The sequence below is a fragment of the Pseudoalteromonas sp. MM17-2 genome, assembly GCF_022347945.1.
GTDB lineage: Bacteria > Pseudomonadota > Gammaproteobacteria > Enterobacterales > Alteromonadaceae > Pseudoalteromonas > Pseudoalteromonas ruthenica.
Map to the genome: position 1 here is coordinate 1 of NZ_JAKRFV010000007.1, position 17816 is coordinate 17816.

The 17816-nt window shown below is 49.2% G+C and carries 16 protein-coding genes and 1 pseudogene; 9 read left to right on the forward strand and 8 right to left on the reverse strand.

Annotation, left to right across the window (positions count from 1 at the left end):
* Positions 1 to 259: 259 nt before the first annotated feature.
* The 3 genes and pseudogenes from MHM93_RS07465 to MHM93_RS07475 all read right to left on the reverse strand — a co-directional run.
* A pseudogene (locus MHM93_RS07465) lies at positions 260 to 460 on the reverse strand (group II intron reverse transcriptase/maturase); the annotation flags it as partial.
* 187 nt (positions 461 to 647) lie between these two features.
* A complete protein-coding gene (locus MHM93_RS07470; RefSeq protein WP_239448542.1) occupies positions 648 to 1241 on the reverse strand; it encodes a hypothetical protein in 594 nt (197 codons plus the stop codon).
* The gene (locus tag MHM93_RS07475) at positions 1238 to 1924 is read right to left on the reverse strand and encodes an AHH domain-containing protein (protein ID WP_239448543.1); all 687 of its coding nucleotides are present in this window, start codon (positions 1922 to 1924) and stop codon (positions 1238 to 1240) included. The genes MHM93_RS07470 and MHM93_RS07475 overlap by 4 nt, the downstream gene beginning before the upstream one ends.
* Before the next feature lie 188 nt (positions 1925 to 2112).
* Here MHM93_RS07475 and MHM93_RS07480 point away from each other — a divergent pair, with 188 nt between their 5' ends.
* Entirely contained in the window at positions 2113 to 2562 is a 450-nt protein-coding gene (locus tag MHM93_RS07480) for a hypothetical protein (protein ID WP_239448544.1), read from the forward strand.
* 33 nt (positions 2563 to 2595) lie between these two features.
* Here MHM93_RS07480 and MHM93_RS07485 read toward each other — a convergent pair whose 3' ends face one another.
* Positions 2596 to 3522, reverse strand: coding sequence for a LysR family transcriptional regulator (locus MHM93_RS07485; RefSeq protein ID WP_022945249.1), 927 nt, complete (start codon positions 3520 to 3522; stop codon positions 2596 to 2598).
* 120 nt (positions 3523 to 3642) lie between these two features.
* Here MHM93_RS07485 and MHM93_RS07490 point away from each other — a divergent pair, with 120 nt between their 5' ends.
* From MHM93_RS07490 to MHM93_RS07520, 7 genes are all read left to right on the forward strand, one after another.
* Complete coding sequence (locus MHM93_RS07490) at positions 3643 to 5634, forward strand: ligand-gated channel protein (protein WP_239448545.1); 1992 nt, start codon at positions 3643 to 3645, stop codon at positions 5632 to 5634.
* Positions 5635 to 6702, forward strand: a complete 1068-nt coding sequence (locus tag MHM93_RS07495; protein WP_235418391.1) for a PepSY-associated TM helix domain-containing protein — start codon at positions 5635 to 5637, stop codon at positions 6700 to 6702.
* A complete protein-coding gene (locus MHM93_RS07500) occupies positions 6699 to 7538 on the forward strand; it encodes a DUF4198 domain-containing protein (protein WP_239384434.1) in 840 nt (279 codons plus the stop codon). The genes MHM93_RS07495 and MHM93_RS07500 overlap by 4 nt, the downstream gene beginning before the upstream one ends.
* Before the next feature lie 347 nt (positions 7539 to 7885).
* Positions 7886 to 8350 (forward strand): MarR family transcriptional regulator, encoded by a 465-nt coding sequence (locus MHM93_RS07505; protein WP_239448546.1) that lies wholly within the window; start codon positions 7886 to 7888, stop codon positions 8348 to 8350.
* A gap of 53 nt (positions 8351 to 8403) precedes the next feature.
* The gene (locus MHM93_RS07510; RefSeq protein ID WP_239448701.1) at positions 8404 to 9420 is read left to right on the forward strand and encodes an HlyD family secretion protein; all 1017 of its coding nucleotides are present in this window, start codon (positions 8404 to 8406) and stop codon (positions 9418 to 9420) included.
* 15 nt (positions 9421 to 9435) lie between these two features.
* A complete protein-coding gene (locus MHM93_RS07515) occupies positions 9436 to 10461 on the forward strand; it encodes a DUF2955 domain-containing protein (protein WP_239448547.1) in 1026 nt (341 codons plus the stop codon).
* A 296-nt stretch (positions 10462 to 10757) separates the two neighbouring features.
* A complete protein-coding gene (locus MHM93_RS07520; RefSeq protein WP_138508177.1) occupies positions 10758 to 11174 on the forward strand; it encodes a hypothetical protein in 417 nt (138 codons plus the stop codon).
* 26 nt (positions 11175 to 11200) lie between these two features.
* On the opposite strand, the gene MHM93_RS07525 is transcribed toward MHM93_RS07520, so the two are convergent.
* Both MHM93_RS07525 and arfB read right to left on the reverse strand, forming a co-directional pair.
* Positions 11201 to 12241, reverse strand: a complete 1041-nt coding sequence (locus MHM93_RS07525; protein WP_239448548.1) for a nitronate monooxygenase — start codon at positions 12239 to 12241, stop codon at positions 11201 to 11203.
* A 99-nt stretch (positions 12242 to 12340) separates the two neighbouring features.
* Positions 12341 to 12754, reverse strand: a complete 414-nt coding sequence (arfB, locus tag MHM93_RS07530; RefSeq protein ID WP_022943501.1) for an alternative ribosome rescue aminoacyl-tRNA hydrolase ArfB — start codon at positions 12752 to 12754, stop codon at positions 12341 to 12343.
* A gap of 132 nt (positions 12755 to 12886) precedes the next feature.
* Between arfB and MHM93_RS07535 the strand changes: the two genes are divergently transcribed.
* Positions 12887 to 13447, forward strand: coding sequence for a short-chain dehydrogenase (locus MHM93_RS07535; RefSeq protein ID WP_239448549.1), 561 nt, complete (start codon positions 12887 to 12889; stop codon positions 13445 to 13447).
* 48 nt (positions 13448 to 13495) lie between these two features.
* Here the strand turns inward: MHM93_RS07535 and MHM93_RS07540 are convergent, their stop codons facing one another.
* Entirely contained in the window at positions 13496 to 16600 is a 3105-nt protein-coding gene (locus MHM93_RS07540) for an efflux RND transporter permease subunit (protein WP_239448550.1), read from the reverse strand.
* Positions 16600 to 17652, reverse strand: a complete 1053-nt coding sequence (locus tag MHM93_RS07545; protein ID WP_239448551.1) for an efflux RND transporter periplasmic adaptor subunit — start codon at positions 17650 to 17652, stop codon at positions 16600 to 16602. Before MHM93_RS07545 ends, MHM93_RS07540 begins: the two co-directional genes overlap by 1 nt.
* Positions 17653 to 17816 lie beyond the last annotated feature (164 nt).

Here is a 17816-nt window from a genome sequence, read left to right on the forward strand (position 1 = left end):
AGGAAGTGTCTCGGTTACAAGCAGCCTGTCGTTGTGTTCAATGAATTACGCAATGCAGCCTAATTTAGCGAGTGGTGCACTTCGGACTTGAATTCGCGTGGACATATTAAATAATAGTGTTTTCTCTGACCGTATAGTTAGTGAATACAAAAACTTGTTTCGCAATAAAAAGCTCTAATCGGGTAGCCGGAGGTATCTAGCCTCCAGCCCCCACACCACCCTGCATGCGGCTCCGCACAGGGCGGTTCATCTAGAACACCTAACCTGTTTTCTGGTTAGGATAGTGAACGGCAATCCATCCATTTCTTAGTGAATACAATCCTGCTTTCATTAGGTACTCGTTACTCAGTGCTTGTTGTATGCCTGGGGTTTTCGAGCTACGCCAAGGACCTTTACTTGTGATCCCACAAGCAACGGCAGCTTGGATCCTGACACCTCGTTTAAGTAAGTTCTGCACCTTATGAATCGACCAGCCTTCTCTAGACACCTAATTGCTTTATAATTATGTTAACGAGGGCTTGATTGTAATGTGACCAATTTGTGATTCTGTTCATTGTTATGGTACGGATTAGGGATATTGATGATCTGATCACAGGTTGGCAGGAAGGTTCAACTATTTAGGAAACAACGCCGTTATTGAGTGAAAATCAATTTTCGGGGAATGTGCTTAATAAATCCGTATAAAAAGTAATCCCTGTAAGCTTGTTATTTTTCACCGCATTAAAAAATAGCTCATTGCAATATACAAAGTTTCCGCCTTCAAGTTTTGATTTGTAAAGGTTTTTATTTCTTGTATCGTTTTCATCAAATACAAGAGATTTTAGACCATCTTCAAAGCCATCCAGGTAAGCTTTTTCTGTCAGGCTTAAATCTTCCTTAGCGAAAGTGAGTAGATTGAATAACATCATTTCACCGCGATCGGTAGTAACTTTTATAAACTCGCCGAAGTCAGCCATGAAGCTTTTTAAAACGGAGTAGGCCGACATTTTAAGTAATAGATACGTGCCTACAATATTTATATCAAAGTCATCGTTTGATTCAGGGTTGAATGTGAAACTCAATTGCTCGCCATCCCATAAGGAAGAAAGAGATTGATTTTCATAAGGTAATCTCTGCAATTTAATTAATAATTCATTGACACTAAGCTTAGATTGTTGAGTCATTTGTTTGGCCAGTATGTCTGAATCAAAAATCAACGCTGTCGTACTTTCTTTAGGTAATTCTAATCGATACGATTTCATAGTCCCTTCCATAATTCCTTAGTTGAAAAAATAGAGCTAGGCATCGTTCCTGTCTTAATATGCTGTTTAATGGTGCGAAGCTTTGTTATAAATTTTGCTTGGCTATACCCCTGCGCTGCGCCAAGGTTATTACTGATCCACGCTTCATAATTTTTCCGATGCAATTTCCTATGAGCAGGGGCATTTTGAGTAGCCCAGTCGATCTCTTTATTGCGTTCAAAATTAATTAACCACGTTCCGTTAATACCTAAACCGGCTAAGTGCATATTTAATCTGGCTGCTAACATACTTGGTTGAAGATAGCGTCCTTTACCAGCGATGATATGGTGAGCTTCATGGGCAACAGTTGGTTGTGGCTCTCCTGTTGCAAAAAGAAATTTAGCAAGTTTAGCTGTGGGATGATGAGGCTCTTGTAATAACTGCTCTACATCTAATTTTTCATTATCACTTCTGTACTGCTGTAAATAACTTTGAGCAACCGCTACAGACTCTATACGTCTTTTTTCACGTTGCAGATGATTATAATCTTGATTTAGCCTTTTCTTTAACTGTTCTGAGTCATCAGATTTTTGCTGGGCGTCATAATAAGATTTTGCTTTTAATTCAAAATTATAAATAGCGAGTTCAAGAGGTGATGGTTCAGAAGGTCGGCTAGGTTGAGGGTAACTCTCATGTTGTCTCATAATATCGTCCATAATATCTTCGAGTGTGTAAACTAGACTTTTGGCAAGCGAAAGTCAAAAGCACTGTAACAGCTGCACTGTGAACATCACTAAACAGCTACACAATCGCCAAGCTTGTTGTTATTGCTAAAGATTTTTGCTAGGTTAAAAAGCATACAATAAAATTATAATTAAAAGTTGGTGTGTTTATGGATAAACATCATAACGTGTTAGTCTACCTCGCCCTCCCTGTATGTTGGCTACTTTACCTTTTCTCGCTGCCGTTACTCTTTTGGTACGCATACAACCCTATGGATTGGGTACTCAACCATTTTTCCTCGGTGATACGCGACCATGCCATGGTATTTTACGGGGTATTAGCACTGCATGATTTTGCTCTCAACCTGTTACTGGCACTGCCTTTTGCTTATGGGCTTATCAAGCTGGCCGGTAACAACATAATTAAACCCGTGCTCTTCGCGGCTATCGTTGTGGCATTTTTGGTCCATCGCAGCGACGTGAATGCGCTCGCTACACTTGATACGCCCAATCAGTTGCATATGATTTTGGGGATGATTGGCTCGTTATTCATATTGCCACTTGCCTTCGTGCTTATGCGCCGCGTACGAAGCTCAACAGCGAAAAGCGAGCAGCCCTAATAGGTGCGGTTATTTAGCGCCGCAGGCTCGCAACTAAGGCTCCCCTACAAACAATTCAGGGTTTGTGGAAACCTGCTCAAACCAAGCACGCAGACTATCAATCGCGGCGCGCGTTTTAGCCGCAACAGTGTCGCGATGCGGGGTCACCGCATAGACACTGTAATGAGGCAGCTGCCATTGCGGGCATATGCGCTGTAATCGACCACAAGCAAGCAGGTGTCGCACCTCTGGCTCCGGTAATAAACCGTAACCAATGCCATCTAAAGTGAGCTGAATGGCGGCCTGCATATTGTTCACTAATAACCTAGGTTGACCGAGTGTGAAGGTGTCCCCACTGTGCTGATGGGTCAGCTTTTGACCTATGCGCTGTGCCCCGGTGTGGCCAATAAAGGTTTGCGCCGCGAGCGCATCCGGGTCTTGAGGGTTAAGCTCAGCCAATGGATGAGTACGGCTAACGCAAGGGATCAACTGCCAATCGGCCAAGTGCCTGGCTATTAACCCCGAGTCCGTTAAAGGGCCAATACAAATGGCTAAATCAACCCCACCAGCAATAATATCAAAGGGCTCATCGGTCAAGGTAAGCTGAATTTCAATTTTCGGAAACTGCTCGGTCAACTGCTTTATAGGCTGACTTAACAAGCCACCACCAAAGCCAATTGGGGCAACAATTTTCAACTGCCCAGAAGGTGTATGCTGAAGCTGTTCGAGTTGTCGCTGAGCCTGCTCTGCCGTGGCGAGTAGCTTTACCGACGAGGCGTAGTAAATCTCACCGGCTTCAGTGAGAGTGAGCTTGCGCGTATTACGGTTAAATAAACTCAGGCCAATGTCTTGCTCAAGTTTAGTGATTTGTTGACTGACCGCTGAAGCGGTCATATGTAATTGCTGAGCCGCCTGACTCATACTGCCGGTTTCCACCGTTTTCGCAAACACCTTGAGGGCGCGCGTTAGCTTGGTGTTCATACTTTTAAGAATTCCTTAAACAACCTTTAAGAAAAAGCGCGTTGCTCGCAGAGGTGCAACAGCATACCATCAAATAAGAATTAATATCATTTACTTTAATTATACCACGGAGGTTCCCCAATGTTCACGGTGCAACGTCGTATCGCCCCGTTATCCCTCGCTATCACCGCTGCGCTCGCTACTTTAAGCACCAGTATTCATGCTAACCAAGCACCTGATAACGACATGGAAAAAATCGTGGTAACCGCCTCGGGTTACGAGCAGCTTATTAAAAATGCCCCCGCCTCTATTAGCGTAATCGATCGCGAGGAGCTCTCGCAACGCTTTTACCGCGACTTAACCGATGCGATGACCGACGTCCCTGGGGTGGTTGTCACCGGTGGCGGCGACCGTGAAGACATCAGCCTACGGGGTATGGGCAGCCAATACACCCTGATTCTTGTTGATGGCAAACGCCAAAGCTCACGGGAAACTCGCCCGAATAGCGATGGCCCGGGGGTTGAGGGCGCCTGGACACCGCCACTGGCCGCCATAGAGCGTATCGAAGTGGTACGCGGGCCCATGTCATCTCTGTATGGTTCCGATGCCATCGGTGGGGTGATCAACATTATTACTCGTAAAACGCCCAAGCAGTGGTACGGTGAACTGCGCTTGGATACCACCATGCAAGAAAGCAGTGAATCGGGTGATATTCACCAAGCCAACTTCTTTGCCGCTGGTGCACTGATCCCTGAAAAGCTGGGGTTGCAAGTGTATGGCCAATTCAGCAACCGCGATGAAGACGATATTTACAGCGGCTTTCGCGGTAAAGAAGCGGAGAATTACCAAGCTAAGTTATCGTTCACACCCAGTGATGCCCACAGTTTTTTACTCGACATTGCCAGTGCATCGCAAACTCTGGATGCCACCTTGGGCAAAACCGTAGAGCCACTGGCCCCAGGGGAAAGCTGCGGCCGTCGTGGCTGCCCAGAGTCAACCGTAACCGAGTACGATAATCAAACCATTTCACTCTCACACACCGGTTATTGGGAGTTTGGCCAGTCATTTAGCTATGCGCAATACGATAAGTACGACAACAAGTCACGGGATATGATTGTTGAAAACATTGATGTGCAAAGTTTGTGGACCTTGCCTATTAATGAGCGCAACAAAATGAGTGCCGGCGTGGCCTACCAACGTGAAGATTTAGAAGATAACACCAGCAACCGTATTAGTGAGCTCACGCAAATTGATAACGATATGTACTCGGTATTTGCAGAAGATGAGTTCCAAGCCACCGAGAAGCTAGCCTTAACTGCGGGGCTGCGCTACGACAAAGACCAACAATTCGGCGGCCATACCAGCCCAAGGTTGTATGCGGTGTATAACGCCAATGACACTCTGACCGTTAAAGGCGGTATTTCCAGTGGTTTCAGAGCACCGAACCTACGACAAACAACCGCTGCTTGGGGCCAAGTTAGCCGGGGTGGCAACATTTATGGTAACCCTGATTTAAGCCCTGAAACCTCGCTCAACTATGAAATGGGGATTTACCTCGATACCGAGCAAGGCTTAAGCGCATCGACCACGGTTTTTTATAACGAGTTTGACGATAAAATCTCTCGCGTAGCTTGCCCGTTAACAAAGTGCACCGACGGCCCCAATGAGTTTGGCTCACTGCCAACAACCTATACCAATGTTGATGAGGCGACCACTCAAGGGGTAGAAGTCTCACTAGACTACCAGCTCGCCAGCGCGGTCAAGATGGCGCTTAACTATACCTACACCGATTCGGAGCAAAAAACCGGTGAATACGCCGGCAGTCCGTTGAATCAATTACCGGAGCACCTGGCACAAGCATCGCTCAACTGGCAAGCCAGTGATGCCTTAGGCACTTGGTTGCGCGTGCATTATCGCGGTGAGGAAAGCCAACCGACAACCGGCCCTTCGCAGTCGAGCCTCATTGCGCCGTCTTACACCACTGCTGATTTAGGCGCCAACTACCAAGTCGTCGATTCTGTACGCTTAGGTTTTGGGGTGTACAACCTCTTTGATAAGGAAATTCGTGAAGATGAATATGGCTACATCGAAGACGGACGTCGCTACTGGGCGTCGCTAGCCTGGAGTTTCTAAATGGCCAAACGTAGTAAGCTTTGGGATCTCAAAGCTTGGCATTGGATCAGCTCAGCAGTGTGCCTTATTGGCATGCTGCTTTTTGCTGTTACAGGGATCACCCTAAACCATGCCGCGAGCATTGAGTCCCGCGCACAAGTGCAGCAAATTGAAGCGCAAGTGCCCGATGCCATCCTCAATCAATTGAAAGCCGCTGCCAACAACGAGCAGCTACCAAAGAGTTTTCAGCGTTGGTATCAAGGTCAAACCGAACAGTCTATTGCCAGTTATAAACAGCTTGAGTGGAGTGACTTTGAGCTTTATGTGGCCATGCCCAAAGCCGGGGGTGACCGCTGGTTTACCGTGACCTTAGATACCGGCGAATTTTATCAAGAAGCTACCGACCGTGGTTGGATAGCCTATCTAAATGACTTACATAAGGGCCGGAATACCGGTATGTGGTGGAGTATGTTTATTGATCTTTTCTCTGTGGCCTGCATCGTTTTTTCGATCACCGGGCTGTTATTACTAAAACGTTATGCCAAAGGCCGCAAATCAACGTGGCCACTGGTACTGGCGGGATTAGGTATACCCGCTTTGGTATTGGTGCTACCTGCCCACGCGGCGTCAGCGAACCAGTTACAAGTCGAAATTCCCCGCTTAAGCGTGGCCGAATATCACCCCCCTTATGTGGCCGTGTGGTTAGCCAATAGCAAGCGCAAAGCGGTGCTTGATTTAGCCATCTGGTATGACACCAAGCTCGCTGACCGTGAGGGTGAGAAGTGGTTAAAAGATTTGCGTTTATGGTGGCGTCGCAGTGGTCGCAGCTTGCAGCTCCCTGTCGATGGCGTCACCGGCGCGACGCGCCGCCCTGGCGTGGCCACTCTTGATTTAAGCCCTTTCGCCGCGCAATTAGCCGCCCTCCCTGATGGTGAGTACACCCTCAATGTAGAAGCGGCAAGGGAATTAGGCGGGCGCGAGTTGATCCGCATTCCCCTGACATTACCGATAACCCAATCACAACACCATACCGAGCAAGGCCAGCATGAGCTCGGCACAATTACATTAACTATGGAGCCTAACACGTGAAGCTAGCAACAATTATCAGCGCGGCGCTATGCACCGCCCTTGCAACCACAGCCGTTATTAGCCAATCAGCACACGCCCACCGAGTGTGGCTTAAACCAAGTACCACAGTGGTCTCAGGTGATGATGAATGGATCACCTTTGACGCCGCAATCGCCAACGGCATTTTTAATCCCGACCATTATGCTTACCCGCTTGAGCGATTGACTGCAATTGGCCCCGATGGCCAATCTGTAGCGTTAGAAAATAGCGCCAAGCTTCGCTATCGCAGTGTGTTTGATCTGCACCTACAGCAGCAAGGAACCTACCGCGTATTTAACGCCAGCCGCTCTATTGTCGCCCGCTGGGTGGATGCAGAGGGCGAGCGCCATTATTGGCCTGGCCGTGGAAAGACCGGCACTTTAGCGCAGTTCAAACAGCAAGTCCCCAGCGATGCCAAAGAGTTGCAAGTGAGCGATGTTGCCCGCCGCATGGAGACCTTCGTCACCCTTGGGGCTCCTAATGACACGGCAATCACCCCTAGCGGCCAAGGGCTCGAGCTTAATGCCCTAACCCACCCGAACGATTTATACGTTGATGAAAGTGCGCCTATGCAGCTACTGATCGACGGCCAGCCTGCAGTTGGCGCAAAGGTAACCTTAGTTCGCCAAGGCGAGCGGTATCGTGATAGCAACATCGCCACACAGTTAACCGCCGATGATAATGGTCAAATTGAGCTGCAATTTACGCAGCCAGGTATGTACTGGTTTGAAGCCGAGTATGAAGACCAGCAAGCCAAAGCTCCGGCGCAAACTCGCCGTGGCAGTTATGTGGCCGTGTTCGAGGTATTGCCGCTGTAACTAGCACATCAAGACAGTGTAAAAGGGGTTTACAGTGAAGCTGTGGCCCCTTTTTTTTAAGTGAAATATAAGCCCAACGGGGGCACTCGGAGCGCTTTGATAATCTCTTTTTACTCACACTATCGCGACATTGATGACAGCTGCGCAACCAACATCAAACTCCCATAAATGCGCGCTGCTTAACAGTCAACAAATTGCCTTTTTATTGCTAACTACATCATCCTTCTAAGGGCTCACACCCAGGTTGAGTCCGCCGACATAGCCTTGGCGAATAACCACGAATATTTACTTAGCGTGCTAACTATTGTAATATACTTAGCCTGCTAACTAAATGAGAGCGCTGCACCATGGCTGATATTCCTTTTCATGAAACCCTCGATTTAAGCTTATGTGGCAAGCTTGGCCGCGTTCACCGTATCTGCCGTCAAGCGGTGTCAGTCGCCGTTGAGCCACTAGGGTTCACACAACCGGGTTGGACGGCAATGATGCATATGCACCATCTTGGCGAAGGCTGTACACAGCACCAACTGGCCACAAGCTTAGATATAGAAATGCCAAGTCTCACCCGCACCCTGAAACAACTGGAGCACGCACAGGTTATTGAGCGCCGTGTCGATGAGCACGATAAGCGCTGTCGGCGCCTGTATTTCACAGTGCAAGGTGAGCAGCAATTATCGGCGCTCAAAGCGCGGATCAGCGAGGTCAAAACTCAATTATACCGAGGGTTGAGCGATGAGCAGCTTAATATGATGGCGCTTGGCCTAGTGGCCTTAGAAGACAATGCCAATCAATTTATGGAGGACCAAGAGTGAGCCAGCAACCGACTCCCGATCAGCAGTTCGCACGGTACGTTAAAATCGCCATCATGCTGTTTATCCTGTGCTTTGGCTATTTTATTGTTGCTGATTTATACATGCCAATGACACCACAGGCACGCGTTTACCACCCAGTGACGCAAATCACCCCGCAGGTTAATGGCAAAATCGTTGCTGTGGCGGTTCGCAATAATCAACATGTGCGCCAAGGCGAGGTACTCATGCGTATCGACCCTCGCCCATACCAACTTGCCGTAAAACGAGCCGAACTGGCCTTGGCACAAGTGCAACAGCAAAACCAACAGCTCGATGCTGATATTAAGGCTTTGCGCGCCGACTTATCGGCGGCTCAAGCCAAGTTACATGAGCAGCAAAGTTTGCATCAGCGCAGCCGTGCCCTGCTTGGTAAGCAGGCTATTTCGCAGCAGCGCAGTGATGAGATCAGCGCTACTCTGGCCAGTGCCCAGGCACAGGTCAGTGCCGTGAAAGCCAAGCTGCAAGCGATGATAATAAAGCGCGGCGCGCACGGTGAGGACAATATTGCTTGGCAACAGGCCCGTAATCAGCTGCAGCAGGCACAGCTGAATCTCAGTTATACCGAAGTGGTGGCGCCTCATGATGGCATTATTAGTAATCTACAAGTGACCACAGGGACCTATGCCAAAGCAGGAATGGCGATGACGGGGCTGGTGACCGAGCAACTAGACTTGGCCGCTGATTTTCGTGAAAAATCGCTGTATCACGTGCGTGTCGGCAACCGCGCCTTAGTCAGCTTCGATGCTCTACCCGGGCAAGTGTTTGCGGCTCATGTCAGCGAACTCGCCGCAGGCTCAAGCGCCGGGCAGCTCAGCGCTAATGGCGTTTTGGCTGAGGTCGAAACCTCTAACCGCTGGGTCCGTGATGCCCAACGCCAACGCGTGCACTTGCAACTCGATGATGAGTTTACCTCAACTCACCTTGCCAGTGGCGCGAGAGCCACAGTGCAAATCGTGCCCGATGACCCAGTGGAGCAGTTACTCGCCAACGCACAAATTCAGGCCGTAAGCCTAATGCACTATATCTATTAACCAAGGAGCTGCGCTATGAGCCTAACCGCCAACGACATTCGCCAAATGCTCCGCATCGCCACCGGCGCAACGCTCGGGTTTAGCTTGAGTAAGCTGTTTAATTGGCCCAATGGTATTTTCTTTACTGTCTACCCTATGCTGTTGTTGGGCTTAGTGCCGATCATAAATGCGCATATTGTCCGCCAGTTTATCGCTAGTGCATTGTTTTGTGGCTTTGCGGTATTGGTGCTACAAGGGTTATTTGGTTTTCATCCAATCCTGATGTCGATACTGGCTTTTGCCATGTTTGCATTGTTATTTTATCAAATGAGTCGCGGTGCCCACTTCCTATTCGGCGCCATGAGTGTGGTTGGGCTATCCATTCAACTACATTTTGCCAGTTACAGCGCCACCGGCTTGGGCTTATACCCATTGATCTTTAGTAACTTTTTGGCAGTAACTGTGAGCCTAGTCAGTGCCTATATTATGCATTGGTTATTTCCTGATGTGAGCGCGCGCACGCCCATCTCGCGCGCCGCTAAAGATGCAGCCAGTGTCCGCCATGAGGTGCTGTTATGTGCCACCGTCGCCACCCTTTCTTTTATGGTTTTTCAGATACTGGATTTACAAGATTCGGTATCGGCTCAAGCCGCCTCTATTTTGATTCTCTTTCCACTGTGTTGGAAAGCGGCATCAATGGCGGGTTGGCAACGCGCTATCGGCACGTTAATCGGTTGCAACTTGGCGCTGGCAGCGCAATTACTCTTGTTTACCTACAGCCAGATTCTGGTGTTTCCAATATTGGTGTTGTGGATCCTCACCTTTGTCTTTAGTCGCTATCATGTATTAGGAGGTGGTATGCCGGGGATTGGATTTGGCGTTATCACCACCTTTGGCATTTTATTCGGACAATCACTCGCGCCTAACCAAGACTTAGTATACAGCGCATTGTACCGCTTCAGCTCTGTGTGTGTGGCGATCACCGCCAGTTTATGCCTGGTGTATGTTATCCACCATATTTTGAATCGCTTTGCAGCCACGCGCCATCACACCTTTTCTTAAAACTCAACAGTTCAAAGACTTTACTCCAATTGGGGGGTTGAAAATAAAATTGTTATAACATAACATTGCCAATGTTCCCTTGAACAGTGAACTTTCCCCCTGTGTTGCACAAACAGGCGAAGCTGACCCGGGCCATGTATCTTTCTGGGATATCTATCAGTGGGTCTTGGTTTGTGGTTGCTGCCGCTCCCGCAAATTAAGTGATACATCGGCTTATTCTTCGTAGCAGCACAGGGCTTTTCCTTACTCGCCAATCCCGTTACCATGAATATCTCTAGTAAGCAGAAGGATTAGCCATGCATAGCGCATTTAGCAAATTAGGAAAAACAGGATGGTGGATGTGGGTACTCGCCTTGTTAGCCATCACTTTATTGGTTGCTGGCTTTGTTCGCGATGATTACCGCCTATGGGGAGCTGCGGGTTTAATTAATGTTCCCCTGCTGTGGCATCGCTATCGTTATGGTATGGGCGAACAGCTCGTTAATCCTTTCGAGCACATCAAGGTCGAAGAAGAGCTACTCAGTGTTGGCGAAGCCTTATTTCCGGTGCATGAGATCCGTAAAGTCGTTATCGACACGTGTGATGACAAAGGCCTGTTCCAATTGCCTTACAACGGCGGAGGCCAAGTCAGCCTTGTATTTGATAGCCACTACGTGGACGACTTAAAAACCTACATCAAGCGCACCATCCCTGATGCGCAGATTATTACCTAATGATAATTAGCCGCTCATTGACGCGGCTATTTGAGTTGTGCGGCTAAATCCCGAGTCAGTTCGGTTGCGCTTATGGCGTGGCAGCCACTGCGATCGGTGCCGCTCCATAGCGGCGTAAAATCATCTTTGCCCAAGGTTTGCGCCTTAGCACGTAACGGTGCTAGCTTGGCACTGGCGTAGGGGAAAGCAGGGACTTGGTCGCTTATAAAGCCTTGCTCTTGCATAAAAGAGGTCGTAATCCCCCGCGCTGGGCGACCAGAGTATAAGTTGGTTATTGCCGTTTGCCGGTGCTCTGCACGCAGCGCTTGACGATGCACAGCACTGGTAGTGGCCTCATCACACAACAGGTAACTGGTGCCTACCTGTACAGCAATAACTCCCATGCTCAAATAATGTTCCACGTGCTCAGCCTGAGTAATGCCGCCCGCAGCTATCACTGGCACGTTAATGTCTTTGGCAGCCAGGATTTGCTGACACAATTGCGCCGTTGTCCCCTGCTCAGCAAGCGTTGATGAGAACATCGCACGATGGCCTCCCGCTTCAATACCTTGAGCAATAATCACATCACACCCATGCTGGGCGAGCCAGCGCGCCTCGGCTAATGTGTTCGCTGAGGATAACACCACAGCACCGGTTGCTTTTACACGTTGTAATTGTTTTTCTTCAGGCAAGCCAAAATGAAAGCTTACGATTTCCGGGCGCAGCTGCTCCAGCACCGCAACATGCTGCGCAGAAAACGATTGCCTGAGCACTCCTAGGTCATCGTTTGGGTGGCATTCAAGTGCTTGATAATAGGGGGCTAACAATTGCTGCCAGCGGCTTTGCTCAGCCTGATTTAGGCTCGGCATCGAGTGGCAGAAAAAGTTAAGATTAATTGGGGCACGCTGAGTGTGTTGGCGAAATTCACTGACTTGCGCCATGATTTGCTCTGCACTGAGCATGGCACAAGGAAGAGAGCCTAAACCACCGCCATGAGCAACGGCTATGGCGAGCTTTTCGTCTTGTACTCCCGCCATAGGCGCCTGAATAATTGGGTATGCTAGGTTGAGTGTGCTGAGCAAATCCATTGTGCCTCCGTGGCTCATTGTAAGGTGGCTGCAGTTACTTTCACCACATTACTTGGTGCGATGCCAATAAGCCACCCTAATTAAGGCATTTTATCACCTTTAAAGTTTGGGTATTTTGCGCAATTGCTTAGTACGCCCACGCTGCACTTTTTTGTCGACACGTTTACGCTGAGCGCTGCGTGTAGGTTTGGTTGGGCGGCGCTTTTTCTCAACCTTAGTGGCGGCTAAAATAAGCTCTTTTAAACGTTTCAGCGCTTCTTCCCGATTGAGCTCTTGAGTGCGATGACTTTGTGCCTTGATCACCACTACCCCATCTTTAGTGATACGGCTATCGCGATAGGCCAGTAGCCTCTGTTTATAAAAGTCGGGTAATTTCGAGCGGTTAATATCAAAGCGCAAATGGATCGCCGTTGCCACCTTGTTGACGTTCTGACCACCGGCCCCTTGCGAGCGGATGGCAGACAGCTCCACTTCCCATTCGTCTATGGTCACCGTATTAGATATCTGCAACATCTATTCATCTTGCCTTAACGACTTTGAACTATCATTGATGACATTGAGTTTATCACTGAGCGCGCCAAGGCCCAACTCAGTGAATTTAGACAATAACGACACCACCTACACAATACAGGCATGGAGAGAACAATGAAGAATTTATTGATGGCGCTTACACTGGCTGCTACCACGGCCTTTACCAGCGCTCAGGCTCTGGCGCTAGAGCTCACAGAAAAAGACGTCGAAAACTTTATTAAGGCAGCACCCGCTGTGACCAATTGGGCAGATAAGCAAGGGCAGCAGTTTGATAGTGCCGCCCTACTCAGCGCCCAAGGTAGCGAGCAAAACAACAAGTCAATGAGTGATAGCGCCATTGCGATGTTGAAAAATACCGACAGCTACCAACAGTTTGCCGATGTGATCAGCCGCTACGGCTTTACCCCTGAGCAACTGATCAGTGTCGGTAGCGAAGTAACTGCAGCGTATTTAGCCAATGTTAAAGGCGATTTATCTGCCGAAGATAAGGCCCGTGTTGATGAGGTTATGGGCGGCTTACAAAGCCTCTCTGGTAGTAGCAACAAGACCAACTCTTTGCTCGGTGCCATGGGCAGTGCAAACCAAGCAAGTGAGGATGTCAGCGACACTAATATTGCTTTGGTAGAAGAATACATGCCGCAGCTGAAAAAACTATTCTCGGTACTCGGGCAATAATAGGCCTCTATTAAGGTATAAAAAGCCCACTCTACGGTGGGCTTTGCTTTAGCGTTGCTTATGTCTCAGCAAACTTACCAACAGCGCTGGCAACACAGTTAAGCTGACCAATGTTGATACCGCAATCCCGCACAGCACGATCATCCCCACACCACGATACAACTCCGACCCCTCGCCGGGAATAAACACCAGCGGAGCTAAACCACACAAAGTCGTCATGGTCGACATAACAATAGGTTTTAAGCGCGTTTGCAGTGCGTTAGTAACCGCTTCAAGCACCGACTGGGCGCCAGACTCTATGTTGCGTCGGCTTTGGTCAACAATAAGAATAGGGTTATTCACCACCGTGCCAAGGAGAATTAAAAAGCCCAGCATAGTGATCATATCGAAAGGCTGATGAAAGCCCGCCAATAGCCCTCCGAGACCGTTGATCATCACCAAGCCCAGTAGCCCACCGGCCATACCTAAAGGGACGGTGGCCATAATAAACAGTGGATAACCCCAGTGTTTGAAAATAGCGACCAACAGCAAGTAACATAGCGCCAGCGCGACGATAAAGTTACTGCTTAGTGCAGCTCGGGTCTTGTCGAGCTGATCGGCTGCGCCACCGATACTCACATTCACTCCCGGTAATAAGTCGCCTTGCTGCTTTAACTGCACTAACAGTTGTTCGCGCACTCGTTGCTGTGCTGTTTCCAAGGCCACATCGCGAGGCGGTATAATATACACGGTGACCGTGCGCCGCCCATCAACACGGCGTAAACTGTCACTGTCCGCTTTTTCCTCTAAATCCGCTAAGGCATTCAATGGCAGTATCCCTTGTGGCGTCACTACCGGTGATTGGGCTAATTGCGCCAAACTTTGGCGATTGCCAGCCTCGGAGAAAAGAAACACATCGACCTTATCATCATCAAGGATCAACTCATCAACATAGGCACCGTCACTCAGTGCGGCTACGGTATAACCGAGTTCCTCGGCGCTTACACCCACCTCAGCCAGGCGCTGCCAGCGTGGTTTGATTTCAATAAGCGGTTGGTCCAGGGTCAGCGATGACGGCTCGGAGTCAACTTGGGGGTTGTCAAACACCTCACTCGCAAGGCGATACACGGCATCGGCAGCGCGATATAACGCCGTTTGCTCGGGGCCACTAATATCAATGGCCACAGCACGGGTGCCACCATCATTGCTGGATATAATTGAGCCCCGGGAGGAAAAAGCGCGCATTCCTGGGTAGCTTTTGAATTTATCGGTGATGGCCGCCATCATGGCCTCAATATGTTGCGGGTCTTTAGGTTCACTTAAAAACCAAATACTGCCTACCCCCACCGACATGGAGTAATACTTTAGCGGCGGCATAGCCGTTTCCCCGGCGCTGTAAGCAGTACCATCGTCATTAAGATGGCGGTTAAAGTAAGGCAGCAGCTCATCGCTAATTTTCTGCATATGACTGAGGTTGTAACCCGGCGGTGCAATCATCATGGAAAAAGCCTTGGGCTCTTCCCCTTCGGGTAAATACTCCGCTTTGGGCATTAGCAGCCAAGCTCCGCCAAGCAGCGCGAATACGCCTATGACGATACACAGTCGGCGCTGAGTAGGATGCGCGAGCATAGTCACTATGGCCCGTGGCAGTGCCATGGGTTTGGCCAGATTCTCACCGCGTTGCGCACTGTGCTGCGTAAACCTTGCACATGCAGCGGGAACAACCATCAGCGCCACAAGCATTGACGCTATAATCGCTGCAGAAATTGCGATGGCCACGTCAGAATACAACTGTCCTGCTTCTTGGCGAATAAATAAAATCGGCGCAAACACTAACACCGTAGTCAAGGTTGAAGCCACCACCGCCGGCCACACTTCTTGCACTCCGGCTATGGCCGCATTGATCTTATCGAGGCCACGCCGACGAGCTTGTTCAATGTTCTCCAGCACAACAATGGTATTATCCACGGTCATACCTATGGCAAATGCGACCCCGGCAAGAGAAATAACGTTGATGGTGCGCTCAAACAGCAGCAACCCTAAGAATGCGGCTATAGTACATATCGGGATGCCTAGCACACCAATTAAGGTCGAGCGTGGACTTTTCAAAAACCAAAACATCACCAGTGTTGCCAGCAGTGCGCCTAAGGCCAAGTTCGTCCATACATTTTCTACTGAGCCTTTAACATAGCGCACATCGTCACTGAGCAAGGTTAATTGCAAACCATTGTTGGCCAACATATCTTGGTTGATGCGCTCAACGACCTGCATCATTTGCTCTTTAATGGCCATGACATTTGAGCCACTTTCACGACGTACCGAAAGCATCAGGGCGCGCTCGCCATCGTTATAATCAACATCACGTAGCTCATAATGGTCGAGCTTAATAGTGGCCACATCTTTAAGACGAATCGTGGTGTTATCACGCTGAGCTATCACCAGCTCCGCTAACGCCTGGGCCGATTCAAAGCGCCCGACCATGCGTAGCAAATAGCGTCGCTTACCACCGTCGATATCGCCCGCCGAGGCGTCGCGATTGCGGCTGCGAATAGCATCACGCACCGCCACCAAGCTGATGTTACGACTCGCAAGCTGCTGTTGGTCGATGAGTATTTGTACTTGATACAAAGCCCCACCACGCACATTTACCTGGGAAACACCACTGACTCGCTCCATTTCTGGGCGCACAAAGTCTTCGGCATAATCACGCAACATATCAACATCTATATTGAGCGGATTGCCAGACTGTGGTTTGAGGGTAAAAAACATAAACGCATTGGACGAAAACGAACTACTGTACAATACCGGTTGGTCGACGTTTTCTGGATAATTAGGCACCTGAGATAGCGCGTTACTGACGTTGATCAGCGCCTCGTTAACGTCCACGCCAAAGGGAAATTCCAGTTCAATTTCTGCCTCACCGGTATTGGCATAGCTGGACATTCTTTTTAAGTTTGCCAATGATCGTAAATAGCGCTCCTGCTCAATAAGAATTTCTTTTTCTACATCTTGTGGCGTTGCTCCAGGCCAGTTGGTAACCACGGTAATGGTGCGCACTTCAAGATCAGGGATCATCTGCACGGGTATTTTAAAAGCCGCGACCACGCCCAAAATCACGCAGATGAGCACGGCAACGGCGACCAAAGTCGCATGCTTTACTGACGCCGCTAACATTATTGCTCCCTCGCCTGAACAACAGTGACCGCTTGCCCTTGGCGTAATAATTCATTGCCTTGGGTAACTACTTTCATGCCTGGTTCAAGGCCACTAAGCACTTCAATATGGCCGTTAATCCGCTCGCCAATGCGCACAAAACGCCGCTGTGCTTTATCGGCGCTGATAACAAACACACTGTAGCCGCCATCTGGATGGCGCAGTAAGGCATCAGTAGGCACCACAACACTTTGCTCATCGGTTTTGTTTAGCACAATCTCTGCGCTTGCCGATAACCCCACTTGCAGCCCTGCTTGGGGTGGTACGGCTAAACGCAGTAAAAAGCTGCGACTGGCGCTATCTATCACTGGTACTTTGGCAATAACCTTAGCTGTAAACCCCCTTGACGCTTTCCCTGGCACCTCAAAGCGAACTTGCTTGGCAAGATCGATAGCGCCAAAATGCTCCTGAGGCATATGCAAATCCAGCCATAGTTGTTCGCTACTAACGAGCTCAAACACTGCTTGACCACGGGTCACCCACTCCCCAACATCAACAAAACGCTCAGCTACCACACCGTTAAAAGGGGCGTGCAGTTGCTGGCGCGCCAGCAATTCTTTGTGGTACCGTTCGTTGGCCTGTGCTTCTGTCAACGAAGCCTTGGCGCTTTGCAATGCGGCTTGCCTATCGGCCAGCTCCGTAGCTGCCATCAAAGCTTGTTGCGATAACGATTGGGCCTCGTTAAAGCGGCGCTGGGCGTCATCAACAGCGATACGAGCGCGTTGCTTGGCACCCGTCAATGCCTGTAACTGCGCCTGCACCAACGCCGCATCCAAAGATAACAGACGTGCGCCTTTTGCAATCTCATCACCAGCCTGGGCATGGATTTGCGTAACCACCCCGTCACTTAGGCTCGACAGTTGCGCATGACGCGCTGCGCGCAATGTTCCTGTCAACGCCAGGGTACGCTCGATAGATTGCGTATTGACCTCTTTAACAACCACATTCACTGCCGCTTGCGCAGATAAGCAGCCACTTATTAGTAGCAAACAGATGCACCATGCTCTGATCATCTTCATTCCTTTTACTCACACTTTTACTGGCTTTACGTAATGCTCAGCTAAAAGCTTTGCTAATAATGACGAAAAGGCAAATATGGAAACCTTTTCTTGAGCGCTTGAGGTTATCACAAATAAAAATCATTTCTATTTATTGCGATAGGCGCTTACACGAACAA